The organism is Marinobacter sp. (assembly GCF_041687235.1).
Classification (GTDB): domain Bacteria; phylum Pseudomonadota; class Gammaproteobacteria; order Pseudomonadales; family Oleiphilaceae; genus Marinobacter.
Genome location: NZ_JAWLCH010000001.1, coordinates 569,197 through 587,862 on the forward strand (window position 1 = coordinate 569,197; position 18,666 = coordinate 587,862).

The 18,666-nt window shown below is 59.7% G+C and carries 14 protein-coding genes; 7 read left to right on the forward strand and 7 right to left on the reverse strand.

Annotated elements, in window-relative coordinates; translation table 11 throughout:
* Position 1: 1 nt before the first annotated feature.
* The 3 genes from ACESMK_RS02455 to ACESMK_RS02465 all read right to left on the reverse strand — a co-directional run bounded on the left by ACESMK_RS02455 (position 2) and on the right by ACESMK_RS02465 (position 2,960).
* Complete coding sequence (locus tag ACESMK_RS02455; protein WP_372994911.1) at positions 2 to 769, reverse strand: glycosyltransferase family 2 protein; 768 nt, start codon at positions 767 to 769, stop codon at positions 2 to 4.
* Positions 770 to 861: 92 nt separating this feature from the next.
* Entirely contained in the window at positions 862 to 2,283 is a 1,422-nt protein-coding gene (locus ACESMK_RS02460) for an ATP-binding protein (RefSeq protein WP_372994913.1), read from the reverse strand.
* Positions 2,274 to 2,960 carry a response regulator gene (locus ACESMK_RS02465; RefSeq protein ID WP_372994915.1) on the reverse strand — a complete coding sequence of 229 codons (687 nt, stop codon included), beginning with the start codon at positions 2,958 to 2,960 and terminating at the stop codon, positions 2,274 to 2,276. Before ACESMK_RS02465 ends, ACESMK_RS02460 begins: the two co-directional genes overlap by 10 nt.
* Before the next feature lie 138 nt (positions 2,961 to 3,098).
* Between ACESMK_RS02465 and ACESMK_RS02470 the strand changes: the two genes are divergently transcribed.
* The 7 genes from ACESMK_RS02470 (at position 3,099) to ACESMK_RS02500 (ending at position 11,818) form a co-directional block, all read left to right on the forward strand.
* Positions 3,099 to 3,809: a thermostable hemolysin gene (locus tag ACESMK_RS02470; RefSeq protein WP_372994917.1), complete on the forward strand. Its 711-nt coding sequence runs from the start codon at positions 3,099 to 3,101 to the stop codon at positions 3,807 to 3,809.
* Positions 3,793 to 5,988 (forward strand): AMP-binding protein, encoded by a 2,196-nt coding sequence (locus ACESMK_RS02475; protein ID WP_372994919.1) that lies wholly within the window; start codon positions 3,793 to 3,795, stop codon positions 5,986 to 5,988. Before ACESMK_RS02470 ends, ACESMK_RS02475 begins: the two co-directional genes overlap by 17 nt.
* Complete coding sequence (locus tag ACESMK_RS02480) at positions 5,975 to 6,757, forward strand: SDR family oxidoreductase (RefSeq protein WP_372994921.1); 783 nt, start codon at positions 5,975 to 5,977, stop codon at positions 6,755 to 6,757. The genes ACESMK_RS02475 and ACESMK_RS02480 overlap by 14 nt, the downstream gene beginning before the upstream one ends.
* A 114-nt stretch (positions 6,758 to 6,871) precedes the next feature.
* Positions 6,872 to 8,386 carry a diguanylate cyclase gene (locus tag ACESMK_RS02485; RefSeq protein WP_372994923.1) on the forward strand — a complete coding sequence of 505 codons (1,515 nt, stop codon included), beginning with the start codon at positions 6,872 to 6,874 and terminating at the stop codon, positions 8,384 to 8,386.
* An 82-nt stretch (positions 8,387 to 8,468) separates the two neighbouring features.
* Positions 8,469 to 9,335 (forward strand): MBL fold metallo-hydrolase, encoded by an 867-nt coding sequence (locus ACESMK_RS02490; RefSeq protein ID WP_372994925.1) that lies wholly within the window; start codon positions 8,469 to 8,471, stop codon positions 9,333 to 9,335.
* An 8-nt stretch (positions 9,336 to 9,343) separates the two neighbouring features.
* Positions 9,344 to 11,077 carry a SulP family inorganic anion transporter gene (locus ACESMK_RS02495; protein ID WP_372994927.1) on the forward strand — a complete coding sequence of 578 codons (1,734 nt, stop codon included), beginning with the start codon at positions 9,344 to 9,346 and terminating at the stop codon, positions 11,075 to 11,077.
* Between the two features lie 81 nt (positions 11,078 to 11,158).
* The gene (locus tag ACESMK_RS02500; RefSeq protein WP_372994929.1) at positions 11,159 to 11,818 is read left to right on the forward strand and encodes an energy-coupling factor ABC transporter permease; all 660 of its coding nucleotides are present in this window, start codon (positions 11,159 to 11,161) and stop codon (positions 11,816 to 11,818) included.
* Between the two features lie 12 nt (positions 11,819 to 11,830).
* Here the strand turns inward: ACESMK_RS02500 and ACESMK_RS02505 are convergent, their stop codons facing one another.
* The 4 genes from ACESMK_RS02505 to ACESMK_RS02520 all read right to left on the reverse strand — a co-directional run bounded on the left by ACESMK_RS02505 (position 11,831) and on the right by ACESMK_RS02520 (position 18,660).
* Entirely contained in the window at positions 11,831 to 13,963 is a 2,133-nt protein-coding gene (locus ACESMK_RS02505) for an EAL domain-containing protein (protein ID WP_372994931.1), read from the reverse strand.
* Between the two features lie 258 nt (positions 13,964 to 14,221).
* Positions 14,222 to 14,752 carry a response regulator transcription factor gene (locus ACESMK_RS02510; protein WP_372994933.1) on the reverse strand — a complete coding sequence of 177 codons (531 nt, stop codon included), beginning with the start codon at positions 14,750 to 14,752 and terminating at the stop codon, positions 14,222 to 14,224.
* Complete coding sequence (locus ACESMK_RS02515) at positions 14,749 to 16,020, reverse strand: ATP-binding protein (RefSeq protein WP_372994935.1); 1,272 nt, start codon at positions 16,018 to 16,020, stop codon at positions 14,749 to 14,751. Before ACESMK_RS02515 ends, ACESMK_RS02510 begins: the two co-directional genes overlap by 4 nt.
* A 63-nt stretch (positions 16,021 to 16,083) precedes the next feature.
* Positions 16,084 to 18,660, reverse strand: coding sequence for a PEP/pyruvate-binding domain-containing protein (locus ACESMK_RS02520; protein WP_372994937.1), 2,577 nt, complete (start codon positions 18,658 to 18,660; stop codon positions 16,084 to 16,086).
* Positions 18,661 to 18,666: the final 6 nt, after the last annotated feature.

The window sequence follows — 18,666 nt, forward strand, 5'->3', positions numbered from 1 at the left end:
ATCAGGAGCGCTCCGCTGACGCCGCCTTGGGATCAGTCTGCGCCGCAGTACTGATGACAGGAACCCGGGTACGGTGCAGCAACCAGAGCACACCGAGTAGATCCAGAATGCCGGCCCAGGTCCGGTTCCAGGCGTTGTACTTGGATATGCCAGCAATGCGTGGCCGGTGGTTCACCTCCACGATGGCGATATCGCCACCGACACCCCGAACCAGGGCTGGAATGAACCGGTGCCCGTGGTCGAACCAGGGCAGCTTCAGAAAGGTTTCCCGGGGAAACAGCTTCAGGCCGCAGCCGGTATCGGGCACGCCATCATGAAGCAATGCATCCCGCACGCGATTCGCAAGGCGGGACTGGAAACGTTTCCAGGCGGTGTCCTTGCGATTTTTGCGATAGCCCGCAATGCAAAAATCCGGGTTCCGCATGGTGTTTGCTTTCTGCAGCATGGCGGGAATGTCGGCCGGATCGTTCTGGCCATCGCCATCCATGGTAACGATCAGCCTGCTCCGGGCCCGGCGGATACCCGAAGCCAGGGCGCCGCTCTGGCCGATGCTGCGCTCGTGGCGGATCGTTAACAACCGGCCACCGAGGGCCCGGGCTGTCCTCACCGCGGTATCCAGCGTGCTGTCGGTGCTGCCATCATCCACCAGCACCACCTCAAAACCGTGGTAGTCCCGCATTACCCCGTAAGCCTCGGTCAGCAGGGTGGCAATGTTGGCTTCTTCATCCTTGGCCGGGATAACCAGCGACAGAGTTCTTTCCTGACCCATGTAACGACATCCTCAAAACGGAATATCAATCGGGCCGTTTTATGGCCCTGTTCAACTGGGCCGGAGTATCATCCTCAAACCTTAAAGCAACCTTAAGCCTGCTTGCGACGGGAAGTCGCACGGGCCGGCAGCCAGATACTGACGCACAGGCCTGAGTTGCCATCCGGCCGGTCGCTGAGGGTTAGCTGGCCACCATGAAGTTCCGCGATGCGCCGGGCGATGGCGAGTCCAAGGCCGGCACCGCCGCCTAGGCGCTGATCCAGGCGTACGAAGCGGCTCAATGCCCGTTCCCGTTCCTCGGCGGGAATGCCGGGGCCCTGATCGCACAGGGTGATCTGGTAACCCTCGCCGGAAGGCTTCAGGCGGGTCTCAATAACCGTGTGCTCCGGGCTGTACTGGATGGCGTTCGCCAGCAGGGAACGCATCAGGGTGTTGATCAGCGCGCTGTGACAGCACACCAGAGCCTGGCCGGCATCGTCCTGGAGCATAGGGTCGATGTTCTTTTTCAGGGCCAGCGGTGCCACATCGGCGATGCTCTGCTCCACAATCTCGGACAGGTTGTGGTAGTCCGGGGTGAAATCGGCACCGGAATCGACCCGGTTCAACAGCAGCATCTGCTCTACCAGATGGACCATTCGGTCCACTGACAGAATCAGGTCCTGGTACTGCTCGGGATTGTCCTCACAGACTTTTTCCAGATTCAGTCGCAGCGCAGCCAGCGGTGTTCTCAGTTCATGGGCTGCGTCCGCCGAGAAGCGCCGTTCCCGCTCAAGGGCCTGATTGAGGCGCCTCAGAAGTCCATTGACCGCCTGCACCAGACCGACCACCTCTCTAGGTGCCTGTCGATCGTCCAGGGGGTGGATGTTTTCCGGGGCCATGTTGCGGATCGGGCGCTCGAGTTTTAAAAGCGGCCTGAATCCGAGCTGGATGGCGGCGCTGGCGGCAATCAGCAACAGCGGCAGAGCAATCAGCAGCGGCAGGATGTTGCCCAGGGCCAGCTCCTGGCTGAGCTCCTCGCGAATGTCCTCCCGCTGTGCGGTTCGGATCCAGAATCCCGTGGCCGGGTCCTGAAGCGTAAACACGCGCCATCGATGCCCGCTGGACTCGGCCCAGGAATAGCCCGGTGTCAGCCCCTTGGTATCATCGGCCTTGAGCGTATCGAGCAACGGTTCACGATCCGGGGTCCAGACTTCAAACGCCAGTTTTTTCTCGTACTTGTGCCCCGTACCGCCCGGGAGGATTTCATTGCTATCGGCTTCAAAATCAATCGTGCCGGTATTGGCCAGGGGTAGCTCCAGGGTTTCCCTCAGGGTTTTTGGAAGCTGCTCCATGGATTGGGTGTCGGCCAGGTGCTGCACCAGACCCTGAACAATGCGGGTGCTCTGTGCCAGCTCGGCGTCAAACAGCTCCTCAAGTTCGTGGTTGCTCTCGATATAGCTCCAGGCCGCGGCAATCAGGGCGATCAGAAGAACGGTAGAGGTAACCAGCAGGGTCAGTGTGCGGGTCAGGGACATTCCGTTACCCCGGCGGCAGCCTGGCTGTCGAGCAGGTAGCCGACGCCTCGAATGGTGCGAATGGTGGCCTTGCCTACACGACGACGGAGGTGATGGATATGCACTTCCAGGGCGTTGCTTTCGGCACCGTGGTCCCAGCCGTAGAGCTGTTCTTCGAGACGCCGGCGAGTGGCAACCTGATCGGGGTGACGCATCAGATAGTGCAGGATCTGATACTCGCTGCGGGGTAACGTGGTGGTCTCCTCACCAATGATAAGTTGCCCGGAATCGGGGTTGAGGACCAGGTGGCCCACCGTCAGCCCATTCTGCGGCACCGGCGAGCCTCGCCGGGTGACTGCCCGGATTCTGGCCTTGAGCTCCGCCATGGCGAAGGGTTTGGTGAGGTAGTCATCGGCGCCGGCATCCAGGCCGGTGAGTTTTTCATCCAGGCCGGCCCGGGCCGTCAGGATGATTACCGGCGTTTGAACGCCCTGCCTGCGGGCACCCTTGAGTATGTCCAGGCCGTCAACGCGCGGCAGGGTGAGATCCAGAATCGCCAGGTCGAAGTGTTCGCTGGTCAGGGCACTCAGTGCCTGCTGGCCGTCGTCCAGCCAGTCCACCGTATTCTGTTCGTTGCGGAGCATCCCCAGCATGGTGTTGGCCAGGTGATGGTCGTCTTCTACAAGCAATATCCGCATGGCAGTTCCTGTCACTGATCTGGCGAACATTCTGGCACAGAAACCTTAAGGTCAGCTTAAGAAAACTCCGTGCTGTTCTTAAGCCTCGGTTAAGGCCGGCGCACTAGTCTGGGAGGCGTTCCTTAAGGGAGGCCCTCTATGACAGACCCAATGACGATGTCCACGTGTTGTCCCCCGGATTCCGGGGAGGTGGTTCCGGTCATCCGTTGCGCCGGTCGCTGGTTTAACGAGATCCGGCCGGGGACGGCCATGGCCGAGACCGTCTCGGGGTTTATCCGTCGGCGCTTTCAGCAGGCCTATGGCGCCGAGCCTTCTCTGCGCATACCGGCGCTTCTGGCCCTGACCACGGCCCAGGGCAGTCTGCTGGCCGCTGTGGGGGTTCGAAATGCCGCGCTGGAGACATTGTTCCTGGAAGATTACCTGTCGGTGCCGGTGGAATCGGTGATGCCGGTTGCGGGTGTCGAGCGTCACCGGATTGCGGAGATTGCCCATCTGGCCGGCGTCGAGGCCGGTATCAGCCGCTTTCTGTTTGCCTCGTTGTCGGTGTGGCTGGATGGGGCCGGCTATGACTGGGTGGTTTGCACTGGTACCGATCAGTTGCGCAACAGTTTTCATCGCCTTGGTATTGCCACCAAGGTTCTGGCCGCGGCTGACCCTTCCCGGTTGCCCGATGGAGGCGCGGGCTGGGGGCGCTACTACGATCATCATCCTGTGGTGATGGCCATTCGTGTCACCGATAGCCTGGCTGCCCTTCGGGAAGCGGGCTTGCTCAGACTGGTCACCCCGGTTGAGCCGAGAACTCTCGGAGCAGGGATGATGGCAGGAGGTTCCTATGGCCACATTGCCTGAACTCCTGACGCGCCGGGCGAATATCCATCCTTCCCGTACAGCGCTCCAGGGACCGGAGTCGGCCTTCAGTTATGCCCAGATGATGCACGCGGCAGGTGCCCTGGCCGACCAACTGACGCGACTGGGTGTGCGCCGGGTTGGTTTGTGCGGAGACAATTCCGCGGCCTGGATTCTTGCGGATCTGGCCTGTTTGATGGCCGATGTGGTGTGTGTGCCCGTGCCCGTGTTTTTCTCACGTTCCCAGACGGAACACCTGACTGAGCGGGCAGGCCTGGATTGCCTGCTGTCTGCGGCCTCACCCAACGGCGGTGAGCATATAGGCTATGGCGTCTGGTTAAAGCATCTGCCGGTGTCGGCTGCAGGGGCCTGGATGCCGGAGCAGACTGCCAAAATCACCTTCACCTCGGGCAGTACCGGCAACCCAAAGGGCGTTTGTTTGTCGGTGGCTCAGATGACGGCCACTACGCTGGCATTGCAGGAGCGCCTGGAGGGCGTTGAGCTTGAGCGGCATCTTTGCATCTTGCCGCTGGCCACACTGCTGGAAAATATCGCCGGGGTTTATCTGCCATTGCTGATGGGCAGCACGGTGATAGTCGCGCCCCTGCATGATCTTGGGATGACCGGCAGCAGTGGCCTGGACATCGAACGGCTGGTGCAGGGTATCAACAAGCATCAGCCCCAATCCCTGATTCTGGTGCCGGAACTGGCCATGGCCCTGGTCGCTGCGGCCGAGCAGCAACACCTTCAGAGCGATTCTTTCCGGTTCCTGGCGGTTGGCGGTGGACGGGTTTCATGGGATTTGCTGGCCCGGGGCCGCGTTGCCGGCCTGCCACTTTACGAGGGTTATGGCCTTTCGGAGTGCAGTTCGGTGGTTGCACTGAACGTACCCGGGGCCGAACGCGAAGGGTCTGTCGGCAAGCCACTTTCCCATGTTCGGGTCCGGGTGGACGAACGCGGCCACATCCTGGTCGGAGGCAACACCCATCTTGGCTATCTGGGTGATGAACCTGCTGGGGATGAGTGGCTGGATACCGGTGACCTGGGTGCCCGGGATCCGGAGGGTTTCCTGTCAGTGAGCGGTCGTGCCAAGAACCTGCTGATTACCAGTTTCGGCCGCAACATCAGCCCGGAGTGGCTGGAGAGTGAGCTGATTCAGGCGCTCGGTGCGCGCCAGGCCGTGGTGTTTGGCGATGGCGATCCCCGCCCCTCGGCCCTGGTGGTTGTCCTTGATGGCCGCTCACCAGAAGCGCTGCGCTCACAGCTGGACTTGCTGAATGACACCTTGCCGGACTATGCCCGGCTGTCAGGGGTTTATATCCGGCGGCAGCCCCTGAGTCAGGCTGAAGGCTACGTAACGGCAAATGGACGGCCTGTACGCCAGCAGATTCAGGCCGACCTGCCGACGCTGCTTGCTGGCGGGTTTCCGGTTTTCATGAATCTTTCCGTATCCAAATCCGATTTCTCACACACGCCAGGAGGATCTTTCATGGCATTTTTCGATCGACTGCAGTCCGAAACTGCGCAAGCCCGCGCACACGTAACCGGTGCGCCCGTTATTGAGGCTATCCGTGAGGGGCGTTTCGACCTGACTGGCTATACCTGGTTTCTTACCCAGGCTTACCACCATGTAAAGCACACCGTGCCTCTGATGATGGCCTGCGGTGGCCGCCTGCCTGAGCGTCTGGAATTCGTACGCAAGGCGCTGGTGGAATACATCGAGGAGGAATACGGCCACCATGAGTGGATCCTCAACGACCTTGCGGCCTGCGGGGAAGATAAGGAGGCCATCCGTCATGGCGCCCCCGATACCTCCATCGAACTGATGGTCGCTTACCTTTACGACCGCATTAACCGTGGAAACCCGGCGGCGTTTTTCGGCATGGTTCAAGTGCTTGAAGGCACGTCGATTGAGCTGGCGACGCCGCTCGGAGAGGCGATCCAGAAACAGCTCGGGCTGCCGGATGAGGCCTTCAGCTATCTATACTCCCATGGTGCTCTGGATCAGGAGCATTTCGAATTTTTCCGCAACCTGATGAACGAGATCACCGACGCCGATGACCAGCAGGCGATCATCGATTCCGCGCGCATGGTCTATCGGCTCTATGGCGATATGCTGCACAGCATTCCTCTCATTCCTGTGCCGGCGAACCGCAAGGAGCAGCGCCATGAGGCTGCATGACCGGATTTTCCTGCTGCTGGGTGGCACCGGCGGTATTGGCAAGGCGCTGGTGGAGCCGTTGGTCAGGGCCGGCGCCCGGGTGATTGTCGCCTCCCGGCATCCGGAAAAGCTTGAGCACCGTGAAGGTGTCTCGCTCGTTCACCTGGATCTGGCAGCGCCGGATCTTGACCAACAGCTGGTTCGTCTCAGTGACGCCTACCCGGGTATCGATGGTGTGATCCACTGTGCCGGCCAGAATCGCTTTGCCAGCCTGGAGACTATGGCAGTCAGCGAACTGGACGCCCAGATTACCGTCAATCTCCGGTCAGCGATGATTGTGGCCAGGCACTTTACACCCAGGTTTGAAAAAGCCGGCCAGGGCGCACTTGTGTTCGTGGGCTCCACCTTTGGCAGCATCGGTTTCCCCGGTTACACCGCCTATTGCGCCAGCAAGTTCGGGCTGCGTGGCTTTACCGAAGCGCTGCGACGGGAACTGGCCGATACCCCGGTCCAGGTGATCTATGTAGCACCGCGGGCCACCGCCACGGACATGAATCCAGAGGCAGTAAACGAGCTTAACCGGGCCCTCGGCAATACCATGGACGCGCCTGAAGCAGTGGCTTCGCAAATTCTTTCTGCCATGGAAAATGACGATCGCCGGCGTTTCCTGGGTTGGCCGGAAAAGCTGTTTGTGGTGATCAATGGCATCCTGCCCAGAATTGTTGATAAGGCGATGCTGAAGCAATTGCCGGTTATCCGGCAGTTTCTGAATTCGGGCGGGTTATTCTGAGGGAAAGCCGGCTACTCCGACGATTTGCTTCGGACAGGTTGGCTGCTTCCTGCCAGGCTGGGCTACACTCATTGATGAACAGGGGTGAATCGTCCGTCAGGGGTAGTGCCGTTCATGGCGACCAGGTCCAATCAGGGGCAGCAAATTGCCATGCCTGCCCGGTTTTTCCAGAAACTGGCCTCAGGTGTTCCTGGAGTCCTGTTTATTTATTGGGTGAGCTCGGACGGAAATGCCCACCGCTGTCCCTTCATCAGTGAACAGGTGCAGGCGCTCTTTGGCATTGATCCCGCGGATCTGAGCGATAACGCGGATCCGATCTTCGCAATGATCCATCCCGACGATGTTGATGCCGTCATGGAAAGTATCCGTGCCTCCGCGGATACGTTGAGAACCTGGAGCTATCGGGCCCGGCTCAAGCTGCAGAACGGTGATTACGAGTGGTTCGAGGTGAACGCAGAGCCCGAACGCCAGCTTGATGGCAGCACGCTCTGGTACGGCCAGTTCCACAATATCCAGCATTACAAGAACCTGGAGCAGAGCCTGCGCGAGAGCGAGGCGGAGTTTTCCTTCCAGGCCGGATTCCAGCGGCTGATTGCCCGCCTGTCCACTGAATTCATCAATCTCGGTTTTGGGACTATTGACCAGTGTATTGACGAACTCCTCAAGTCCATCGGGGAATTTTTCCGGGTAGATCGGGCCTACCTCTATAGCTTCTCTGATGATTATGGGTTTATGACCAATACCCATGAGTGGTGCAGGGAGGGCGTGCCGGCGTTGATAGACACGCAGCATCAGGTATTGATTGAGGATTTTCGGTGGTGGCAGGAACAGATTGAGGGCATGGTCAGTGGCAGCCGTGTGGTGTTTATCGAGGATGTGGACCGGCTGCCCCAGGATGCTGCCCGAGAGCGGGCGTTGCTGCAGGAGCATGGGGTGTCCTCCATGTTCTGCGTGCCTATCCGGGTGCGGGGAAAGGTGACCGGATTTTTTGGTGTGGACTCCCTGCGCCGCAGAACCTGGCGTCTGGATCAGGCCGATCTGCTGATCATTGTTTCAGGGCTGTTGTCGGGTGCCTTAGAGCGTCATCGGCTGGAAGAGGAACTGCTGAACCAGTCCATTCGAGACCCGCTGACCGGCCTGCACAATCGCCGCTACCTGATGCCAAGGCTGGATGAAATGCTGGGCAGGAGCAATCGTCGCGGTGAGCGTTTCGCCCTGGCCATGTTCGACATTGATCACTTCAAAAGCATTAACGACTCCATTGGCCACCTGGGTGGCGATTACATCCTCCAGCGTTTTGCCGACATTCTCGTTCGCCAGACCCGGTCCATGGATGTGGTTGCCCGTTTTGGCGGGGAGGAATTCATTGTTGTATTCAGTGCGGTTGAGCACGGGGATGTTCGCCAACTGGTGCAACGAATTCTGGAATCGGTGCATGACGAAGCCTTTGTTTTTGGTGACGAGGATATTCCGCTGACTGTCAGTGCAGGTGTGGCCGGGATTGAGGAGTTCGTTGACCGCCCGGCGACACCGGATGCCCTCATCGCCGGGGCGGATTACCGGCTTTACCTGGCAAAACAGGCGGGGCGGGACTGTCTTGTTGATGCATCAGGAACATTGCGCATATAAAAAAAGATCATTTCACCTCATATTACCAAATAGTATATCCTTAGATTAAAATTGATATTTGGATCATTCAGAGGTGACTGTCATGAGCAACCCGATCGTTCAGCATTTTTTTGATGAACCCACCAACACATTCAGCTATGTGGTGCGTGACCCGGACAGCCAGGCCTGCGCCATTCTTGATTCGGTCCTGGACTTTGATTACGCCGCGGGTACCACCGATGTGCGCTCTGCCGATGAGATTATCGAGTACATCCGCAGCAACGACCTGAAGGTCGAATGGATTCTGGAAACCCACGTCCACGCGGATCACCTGTCTGCGGCGCCTTATCTGCATGAGAAGCTCGGCGGCAAGACCGGAATTGGTGCGCACATTCGCGACGTTCAGGAAATATTTGGAAAGGCGTTCAACGCCGGCACCGAGTTCCAGCGCGACGGCAGCCAGTTCGATCAGTTGTTCCGGGAAGGCGACACCTTCGCCATTGGTGGTCTCGAAGGGCGTGTTCTGCATACACCGGGGCATACCCCTGCCTGCCTCACTTATGTGGTTGGCGATGCCGCCTTCGTTGGTGACACATTGTTTATGCCGGACTTCGGTACCGCCCGCTGTGATTTTCCTGGTGGCGACGCCCGCACCCTGTACCAGTCTATCCAGAAGGTGCTGAGCCTGCCTGCGGAAACCCGGATCTTCCTGTGCCACGACTACAAAGCACCGGGCCGGGATGAATACCAGCACATGACCACGGTAGCGGAGCAGCGGGAAGCGAACATTCATGTCCACGAGGGCATTTCCGAGGAGGAGTTCGTGAAAATGCGGACCGAGCGGGATGCAACCCTGGATATGCCCCGGCTGATTCTGCCGTCGGTTCAGGTCAACATGCGGGCAGGGCACATGCCGCCGGCCGAAGACAATGGTCAGGTGTACCTGAAAGTACCGGTTAACCTGTTCTGAGATTCCCGATGAATCTTAAACGCTATCTGCCTATCCTTCAGTGGGCGCCACAATACGGCCGGGATCAGGCCACCAGCGATCTGGTGGCCGCGATCATCGTTACCGTCATGCTCATCCCCCAGTCGCTGGCCTACGCCTTGCTGGCGGGTTTACCTGCCCACGTCGGCTTATACGCCAGCATCCTGCCCCTGGTGATTTACGCCGTGTTCGGCACCAGCCGGACACTCTCTGTCGGGCCGGTGGCCGTGGCCTCGCTGATGACAGCGGCGGCCCTGGCGCCATTGGCAGAGGCAGGCACTCCGGAATACATCGCCGGTGCTGTCCTGCTGGCGGTTATGTCGGGCCTGATGCTGACGCTGATGGGTGTTCTTCGCCTGGGCTTTCTGGCAAATTTCCTGAGCCACCCGGTAATTTCCGGCTTTATCACGGCTTCCGGTATTGTCATTGCCGCGAGCCAGCTCAAGCATATTTTCGGGATTCAGGCTTCCGGCCATAACTTGCTGGAAATTGGTCAGTCCCTGTTGTTGTCGATTGACGAAACCAACCTGGCAACACTGGCCGTGGGTGCCGGGGCCCTGGTGTTCCTGGTGCTTGCCCGCAAACGCCTCAAACCGCTCCTCATGGCAATGGGACTGGCCCCGAGGATGGCAGATATCCTGACCAAAACAGCGCCGATTCTGGCGGTTCTGGTGACCACTCTGGTGGCCTGGCAGTTCCAGCTTGATGGCCAGGGTGTGCGCCTGGTGGGGGATGTGCCCCGGGGGCTCCCGGAGTTCACCATGCCCAGCCTGGACATGGGGTTGTGGCAACAGCTCGCGGTCAGCGCTTTGCTCATCAGTGTTGTGGGTTTTGTGGAGTCCGTCTCGGTGGGGCAGACCCTGGCAGCCAAGCGGCGCCAACGAATCGATCCCGACCAGGAGCTGATTGGTCTGGGCACTGCTAACCTGGGTGCAGGTTTCTCCGGCGGTATGCCGGTCACCGGTGGTTTCTCCCGCTCTGTGGTCAACTTCGATGCCGGTGCTGAAACCCCGGCTGCCGGAGCCTATGCGGCGGTTGGTATTGCCTTGGCGACCCTTTTCCTGACGCCGGCCATTGCCTATCTACCCCAGGCGACCCTGGCGGCGACCATTATTGTGGCCGTGTCCACCCTGATTGATCTGCCGGCCCTGGGCCGCACCTGGCGCTACTCCCGCACCGACTTCGGCGCCATGCTCGCCACCATCGTGCTGACCCTGGTGCACAGTGTCGAGGCCGGCATAATCGCCGGGGTGGCGCTTTCCATCGGTCTGTTCCTGTATCGCACCAGTCGTCCCCATAGCGCCGTGGTGGGCCGGGTGCCCGGCACCGAGCATTTCCGGAATGTCCTTCGTCACGATGTGGAGCTGTGCCCGAAAGTCACCTTCCTGCGTGTGGATGAAAGCCTGTACTTCGCCAATGCCCGGTTTCTCGAGGAGACGGTGATGGATCTGATCATTCGGGAACCGGAGCTGAAGGATCTGGTGCTGGTGTGCCCGGCAGTGAATCTGGTGGATGCATCGGCACTCGAAAGTCTGGAGGCGATCAACGAGCGTATGAAGGATGCAGGGGTCAGATTGCATCTGGCGGAAGTGAAAGGCCCGGTAATGGACAAATTGAAAGGCACAGAACTGCTCTCCCACCTGGGTGGCGAGGTTTTCCTGAGCACCTACGAAGCCTGGCGGCGCCTGACTGACCTTGGCAAACTCGAAAAACAGGTCGCCTGATTATTCAGGGCTCGCTTGCACCGGGGGTGGGGCGGGCCATTAAGATGTCATTCCCGGCCCCGTTACTGCGGTACGTTCACTATGGGTATGACTGAAAATCTGCTATCCACCAGCCAGTGGCTCATCACTCTCCTGGTCTTTCTGGTGATTCTGGTCCAGGCGGTGCGTTCGATTGACTGGCAGGCGTTTCGCAAGGACAACGCGCTCCAGCACTCGTTTTTCGGTGCGGCCGTGGTGCTGGGTTTTGTCTGGCAGTTGCGGGCGGGCATTTCCCCGGGGCTGGCGATCCACGTATTTGGCGTCACAGTGATAACCCTGATGTTGGGGTGGGGGTTGGCGGTGCTGGCGGGCATGCTGGCCCTGGTGATCACGGTCATCACCGGCCGGGAGCCGTTGCTGATGTTCGCCGCCAACGGGCTGATCACGGTGATGGTCCCGGCTCTGGTCAGCCAGGCAATCATGCGATGGGAGCGCCGGCGGGATTTCCGGAACTTTTTCGCCTACATCTTTTTCTGCGGGTTCTTTGGCGCGGGCATTTCGGTGGCGGCAGCGGGTATTGTCATGTGCCTGATGCTGTGGACCAGTGGCGTCTACACGTTCGACCAACTGGTGCATGAATACATCCGTTACCTGCCACTGTTCATGATTCCGGAGGGATTTGTGAACGGGGCGTTCGTAACCGGCCTGATGGTGTTTCATCCGGACCGGCTGACCACCCTGGACCAGCGGCGGTATCGGTAGGGAGGCCCGGGCTCAGATACCCTCACCGCTGGCAATAGCCGGATTGAGCAGGGCCCCGGGTGCTCCGGCGCGGGCCTTTGCCTGCCATTTCCGGGCCCAACCAAGTACCTCGGTCGCTGGCATCGGGCGGGCAATGCCGTAGCCCTGCACGAAATTGCATCCCATCTTCCGAAGTGTCCGGGCGTGTTCCATGGTTTCTACCCCCTCCGCCAGAACCGGGTGGGCAAACCGTTGGGCCAGGAAGATCACACTTTCCACGATGGCGTGGTCGCTGGCGTCCTCAAGCATGTTGCGCACAAAGCTCTGGTCGATCTTGATGATGTCCACCGGAAGGGTGCGCAGGTACGTGAGCGATGAAAAGCCTGTGCCAAAATCATCCAGCGCGACCTGCAGGCCAAGGCTCTGGCAACGTGCCAGGACATTGCTGGCACGCTGGGTATCTTCCAGCGCCGTTGATTCCAGAACCTCCAGGGTGATTTGTCCCGGTGTAACGTCCGGATGGCTGTGAAGATAGCTTTCCAGGTAGTCGGCAAAACTCCGGTCCATCAGGTGCGGTGCGCTGATGTTGATGCTGACCGCCAGATCTTCTCCCGATTCCCGCCATGCGTTCATCTGGTAAATGGCCTCTTTCAGCACCCACTGTCCCAGCGGAACTTCGAGATGGCTGTTCTCAACAATGGGCAGGAACTCGCCGGGCGAGACCAGGCCTTTTTCCGGATGATTCCAGCGGATCAGCGCTTCGAAGCCAACCAGTGCGCAATCATTCGCCCGGATCTGGGGCTGAAAATACAGCTCGAATTCCTCGTTTTCCAACGCCCGGGTGATTTCCATCAACTGGTTGCGTCGGTTCCGGCGATGTTCATCCAGCCCAGGATCGAAAAAGTGGTACTGGTTGCGGCCTTTTTCCTTGGCCGAGTACATAGCCTGGTCGGCGTGACGAATCAGCGCTTCAGCGTCGGATCCGTCTTCCGGGTAGCGGGTAATGCCCAGGCTTGCTGTCAGGGTGACGCTCTGGTCGCCCACGGTCACCGGATCGCCAACGGTGGCCAGAACACGCTGGTAAACCGCTTCGTGATTGTCGTCGCCCTGCAGCAGGAGGACGAATTCGTCGCCACCAATCCTGGCGACGGTGTCGCCGCTGCGCAGGGCGCGGGTCAGGCGCTCGGCCAGGGTGCGCAGAGTCTGGTCGCCTGCTGAATGGCCCCATTTGTCATTGATCGCCTTGAAGCCGTCCAGGTCGAGATAGCACACCGATACGCTGCGATGTTGCCGGTCGGCGTGATTTCGGGCCGTGCGCAGTCGTTCTTCAAGAAGCTGACGATTCGGCAGTCCGGTCAGATCGTCGTAGTTGGCGGCCCGGTCCAGTTCTCTGGCGTGGTTCTTGAGGGCGGTGATATCAGAGAACGCCGCCACATGGTAATACTGCCCGGGTTCCTCCAGGTGCACGCGGCTGATGGAGAGCAGTTCCACATACTCTTCACCGTTTTTCCGACGGTTCCAGATTTCGCCCCGCCAGTGGTCGGTTTTCTCGATGGTCCGCCACATGGAGCGGTAGTATTCCCCGGAATGCCGGCCGGAACTGAGGATGGCCGGGTTCAGGCCCAGCACTTCCTGGCGGCTGTAGCCGGTAATCCGTGAAAACGACGGGTTAACATCCAGGATCCGGTTGGACTGGTCGGTAATCAGGATGGCCTCGTGGCTGCGATCGAACACGCTGGCTGCTATGCGCAGGCCCCGTTCGCTGTGTTTACGGTCCGATATGTTGTTCTGAATGGCGATAAAACCCGGTGCAACGCCTTGATTGTCGCCGATCGGAACGCAATAGGTATGCACCCAGTAAGGCTCACCGCTTTTGGTGTAGTGAAGGATATCCTCTTCAATGACCTCGGCCCGGTGCAGCTTCTGGTTGATGCGCTTGATGGTTTTCGGGTCGGTATCCGGCCCGTACAGCACTTCCCTGGGAAAGCGTCCCCGGATCTCGTCAAGTTGGTAACCCGTGTGTTGCTCGAAGCTGGGATTCACCCATTCGATGCGCCCCGCATCATCCAGCATCACGAGGAAGTTCGGCGTTACCGCTGCAATCAGGGCAAGCCGATTGGGGTCGATGTCTGGGGGCGGTTGAAGCGTTTTCGGGGGTCTGGGCATGAGAGTCAGTGTCTGAAATTCCCGCTGATGAATGTGCGAACTCTCTTCCCTGTGAGAATGGACAACAGTCTAGCAGCTGACTCGACAGGAGCCGTCCGTAGTTCTCGTAACGGACGGTGGTCAGTCAGGTTCTGTCCGGATTCTGCAATCGGAGTTGATGGCAGAGCATGCTACCGGAATACCCCAGGAAAACCATGGGTAAATGGTCGAAGGGACTTGATGGATGTCAGTTTTGCGCCAAATACCTATCGGCAGAGGTTATCGCCAGCGTGAATGTTTCTGGAGTTTTCGTTGCAGGGTACGTCGGTGCATATTCAGGGCCCGGGCGGTGGCGGATACATTGCCGTCGTTCTCGTTGAGAACCCGCTGGATGTGTTCCCACTCCATTTCTTCGACCGAGGGCGGCTCGTTGCGGAGCTCCGGTAATCCATCGAGCGGCTCGAACCCGGCTATCAGTTGATTCACCGTTACCGGCTTGCAGAGGTAATTCACCGCGCCCCGGCGCATGGCTTCAACGGCGGTGGCGATGCTGCCGTATCCCGTGAGCACGAGAACCTCGAGATCCGGATGCATGTCCAGGAGCTCCGGAAGCAGTCTCAGACCGCTCTCGCCCGCCAGGTTCAGATCCAGCACGCATCGGTGAAAGTGGCCCTCGTCCAGTGCCGCTTTTGCTTCCTGATGACTGGTGGCAAGCCGGGATTCAATGCCCTGTCGGCTCAGGGAACGCTGAAGCACCTGCAGGAAGGCATCGTCGTCATCAATAAGCAGCCATGCCCGATGTTCGATCACGCCTGGTCTCCCTTTCGGTGGTTGCTGGTTGCCGCAATCGGCAGGTCAATAATCATGGTTGTGCCCTCGGCACTGGCGCGGGCTTTCAGCGTGCCGCCGAGGCGCTGGATGGTGGCGTTCGACAGGAACAGGCCTACCCCAAGGCCGTTTTCCGAGCTCACAATCTGGTCACCGAGGGTACCCTCCGGGGTGGATTCCAGACCATCGCCGCGGTCTTCGACGACCAGTTCCAGGCGGGCATCGTTGCTCTCACGGGCAGCGACGGCAACCCAGGACGGGCTGGCGGTGACCGCATTGGCCAGTACATTCAGCACCGCCTGATCAAGGGTGGCATCCACCGCGACAGGGCAGTCCGGAACCGGCTGCCGCCATTCAATGGCCGCCCCCGGCCAGAGCAAGGTGGCTGACTCCCGGAGCCGGGCAACCCATTCGCGGGCAGTCAGGGTTTCCAGTTGGGCGGTTTTGGCCTGCATGGCGGCCCTGGACAGCTGTTGAAGATGCCCGCTGCACAGGCTCAACTGGTTTTCCATCAATGCAAGGTCATCCGATACCGCGTCGTCTTCAGATACACCGGATTTCATTTCCTCCACCAACAGGGTCATGGTGTTCAGCGGCGTGCCAAGACGATGGGCAACGGCCGCAGCGGAGAGCCCCAGCGCGATGATCTGTTCATCCCGCAACCGGGTTTCCCGTATCCGGGCAAGCTGTGACTGTTGCTGGCGCAGCCGTCGGGCCAGGGCGCCGACAACGAGAAGCAGAATGGCGGCGGTTGTGGCGAAGGTCACCCACATGCCCACCAGGTGCAGCTGGGCCAGGTTGGCACTGTGATGTTCATGGGTAACCGGGGTATGCCAGATAACCAGCGAGGTGTAGACCGCCACCCCCGCGACGGTTACCGCAATGCTCTGGCCCAGCGGTACCAGCACAATGGCAACGGCAATGGGCAGTAGCAACAGGGAAACCAGGGGGTTGGTGTAGCCGCCCGTCAGATACAGCCAGGCTCCGATGATCAGCAGATCGAACATCAGCGCCAGGCTGACCGCCCGTGTGGAGTCAGGCGGGCGTCGGGTAAACCAGAGCCAGGCCAGCGTTGCCAGAACACCGTAGGCTAAAGGCAGGATCACCGCTTCGGCCCGGTGCGCCAGGGTCACCATGGTTTCCGCCACGGCAATCGCAACCAGTTGCAGAGCCGCAATGGTCAACCTCATGCCCAGAAGGTAGCGGGCAGCCTGTTGAAAACCGGTTTGTGAGTGGGTCAGCCATTCCATGGATCGGATTCTATCAGCAGAGCCTGGAAATCGGTGGGAAATTGTGCGCCGGGTTGTCCGGCGTCAATCGCTAAAAAAGCAGATCAATTGCTGACGAACAACGTCTCCCCGTAACTGAAGCGGTCGGTTGTTGAGGTTGTGGACGCAGACGGCGGTTTCCGGCGAGGGTGATGACACTCCGGATACGTGAGTGTTGGCAAGAATTTCCGGAAAATAGCGGCAGTGGTCGGTTTCGGGGAATAGGGCGGCAAAGGCAATGCCGGTTTCAACGAGATCCTGGAAGAAGTGTGAGCCATAGGACAGGTCTGGCACCATATGGCCGGCTTTTTCCGACACTTCCACCAGGGCGGCTACCCCGGCAATGTCCGAAAAGCGCACGGGAACGCCCAGTTCGGGGCTTGTCGTGCCCCATCGACCGGGCCCGATAAGCAGGGTCGGAGTGTCGCTTGATCGAACCTGCTCACCGACGAGCCGGGCTACCTCGTAGCGTTCGCTGGTTGAGAGTTCACTGTAGATGCCGGCATCCACACGGATAACTCGTCGAATGGTCAGATTGATGTTGCCGCCCATGAAGTGACCGTCGGTGCGGAAAAGCAGCTTTTCCGCCGCTATGTGGTCGGGCAGGTTCACCGGTCCGGTTTCGCCCACGGTCGCCAGAGGTCGGCACTGAACCAGGTTGAACGATGGATCGCCCTGGTCGTCGAGATGCAGCGTGAATTCCACATCCACCGGGTGCCGGTAACCGGCTTCCAGGGTTTTCAGCAGGCTGGAAAGCCGTGCAATGAAACAGCCCTTCTGTACCAGTGGCCGGAATGTCAGGCGCCAGACCGGGCCTTCCAGTCCAATCTGTTCGGCCCGGGTGGTAGCCGCCCGGTCCACTTCTGCCAGATGTGACATCGGCAGTTCCGTGGCGCTTTCCAGCACCTGGCTGAGTGGCCGGGTATCCAGTGTACCGGCCTCCAGGTCCAGAAGATCGACCAGATGCTGGGAAAATCGGTAGGACTCGTCCTGGTTGCGAAAGGGTTGGCGAAGTGGGTGGTCCAGCGCCATGACACAGGCGTGATCGCCCTCGATCCGGTCCACTGCGCGAGTGCCCAATCCCATTACCAGTCGCACCATGCCGGCTTTCGGATCCATGCTGCTGTCCCAGGCGAAGGTGTTGCGCGATACCCCAACGCCCGCCGCATCCGGAAGATAATAGCGGCCGTGGAAACGGCCGTTCACCCTCTGGATCAACAGAGCCATGGGTTCTTCTCGCTGATGCAGGCCCCGCTGTTTACGATAGTGCAACGCCTCGTCGCTCATCGACGAGGCATAAACCTGACGGATGGCGTTTTCCAGCGCTGCCAGCCGATGTTCCGGCGACCCCTGATTGACCAGGAATACGCTCTCGTACTTGCCGGCAAACGCGTTGCCGAACCCATCCTCCTGCAGGCTTGATGAGCGCACCAGAATTGGATACTGGCCATAATGATCCAATAGCCGCTCCAGTTCGGGCCGGATTTCATCAGGGAACTGACCTGCGAGAATGCCCTCTTTCAAGGCGGGTGCCTCTGCCAGGTAGCCGGCTTCTGACCGCTGGCGCATGATCGCCGGCCACAGGCCGTTGTGAACCAGAAACGCGTAGTAGGCGTCGGTGCCGAGATAGCTGGAATCGTGGGGCTCCAGGTAGTGTTGCCACAACGCCGGGTTTTCTTTCAGCAGGAGGTTTCGGGCAATCAGCATCCCGGTTGCCTTGCCACCGATGGACCCACTGCCGATCAGGCGACTGCGAATACCGAGCAGATCTTCCAGCGACAGATAATGTCTTGCCAGTTCCAGAATCTGTGGATCCCGGCTGATCAGCACCTGCAGAACCTGGTCCTGCAACTCGGCAATGCTGCCTTCGTCCTTTTCGGACAGCGCCCGGCTGGCGTCCTGGAACAGACGGTCCCAGTAGTCCAGGAGCGGCTGTCGATGAAGGTGTTCCAGTTCGAGGCTGGCCTGCAAGCGGGTCGCATCGCTGCTGTCCGTGATCGGCTGGAACCGGCCCTCGCTCTCTCTGTGGGGCAGGAACATGGTGGGCGATTGTCGGCGCCAGGCTTTTATGGGGTGAATCTGGACATTGTCGCCGTGGCGATGCACGTCAATCATCACCTGAGTGGTTTCGCGAATGCGGTCCAGGGTCATCCGGGAGTGCCGGTCCGGGTGCAGGGCGAACCAGGCAACGGTATCCAGTTCAAACAGGAACGGGCACACCACCCGGAAGAAATTCCCCACCATGGCATCAGTGGCCCAGGCGTTCAGTAGTTCGCTCAGGCTGTCGCACACGTAAAACGCGCCCCGGCCATGCTGCTCAATCAGGTGCCATACCCGGCTGGTAAAGCTTTCAAAACCGCCCAGAGCGTCGATTTCAATGGTGCGAACGGCGGGATGCTGTTCGATGACAGGCGGGTGGTCGCCAAAGCGAAGGTAGATGATTTGCCGACCGGTATCGGCGGCTGTTTCCAGAAAAGGCCGTACGAACCGGCGATAGTCATCGAGGTCTGACACTCGCCAGACCACGTTGTCGCCAATCCGGAGGCCATCCAGAACCTCATCCAGCCCGAGGAGCCCGGTGGAGATCCGGTCTTCAGGCTGGAGAGGTTCCTGATTGCTCATGGCTGG

Coding starts and splice junctions, on each gene's coding strand:
- ACESMK_RS02455 (WP_372994911.1), bottom strand. CDS start 769: ATGGGTCAGGAAAGAACTCTGTCGCTGGTTATCCCGGCCAAGGATGAA.
- ACESMK_RS02460 (WP_372994913.1), bottom strand. CDS start 2,283: ATGTCCCTGACCCGCACACTGACCCTGCTGGTTACCTCTACCGTTCTT.
- ACESMK_RS02465 (WP_372994915.1), bottom strand. CDS start 2,960: ATGCGGATATTGCTTGTAGAAGACGACCATCACCTGGCCAACACCATG.
- ACESMK_RS02470 (WP_372994917.1), top strand. CDS start 3,099: ATGACAGACCCAATGACGATGTCCACGTGTTGTCCCCCGGATTCCGGG.
- ACESMK_RS02475 (WP_372994919.1), top strand. CDS start 3,793: ATGGCCACATTGCCTGAACTCCTGACGCGCCGGGCGAATATCCATCCT.
- ACESMK_RS02480 (WP_372994921.1), top strand. CDS start 5,975: ATGAGGCTGCATGACCGGATTTTCCTGCTGCTGGGTGGCACCGGCGGT.
- ACESMK_RS02485 (WP_372994923.1), top strand. CDS start 6,872: ATGGCGACCAGGTCCAATCAGGGGCAGCAAATTGCCATGCCTGCCCGG.
- ACESMK_RS02490 (WP_372994925.1), top strand. CDS start 8,469: ATGAGCAACCCGATCGTTCAGCATTTTTTTGATGAACCCACCAACACA.
- ACESMK_RS02495 (WP_372994927.1), top strand. CDS start 9,344: ATGAATCTTAAACGCTATCTGCCTATCCTTCAGTGGGCGCCACAATAC.
- ACESMK_RS02500 (WP_372994929.1), top strand. CDS start 11,159: ATGGGTATGACTGAAAATCTGCTATCCACCAGCCAGTGGCTCATCACT.
- ACESMK_RS02505 (WP_372994931.1), bottom strand. CDS start 13,963: ATGCCCAGACCCCCGAAAACGCTTCAACCGCCCCCAGACATCGACCCC.
- ACESMK_RS02515 (WP_372994935.1), bottom strand. CDS start 16,020: ATGGAATGGCTGACCCACTCACAAACCGGTTTTCAACAGGCTGCCCGC.
- ACESMK_RS02520 (WP_372994937.1), bottom strand. CDS start 18,660: ATGAGCAATCAGGAACCTCTCCAGCCTGAAGACCGGATCTCCACCGGG.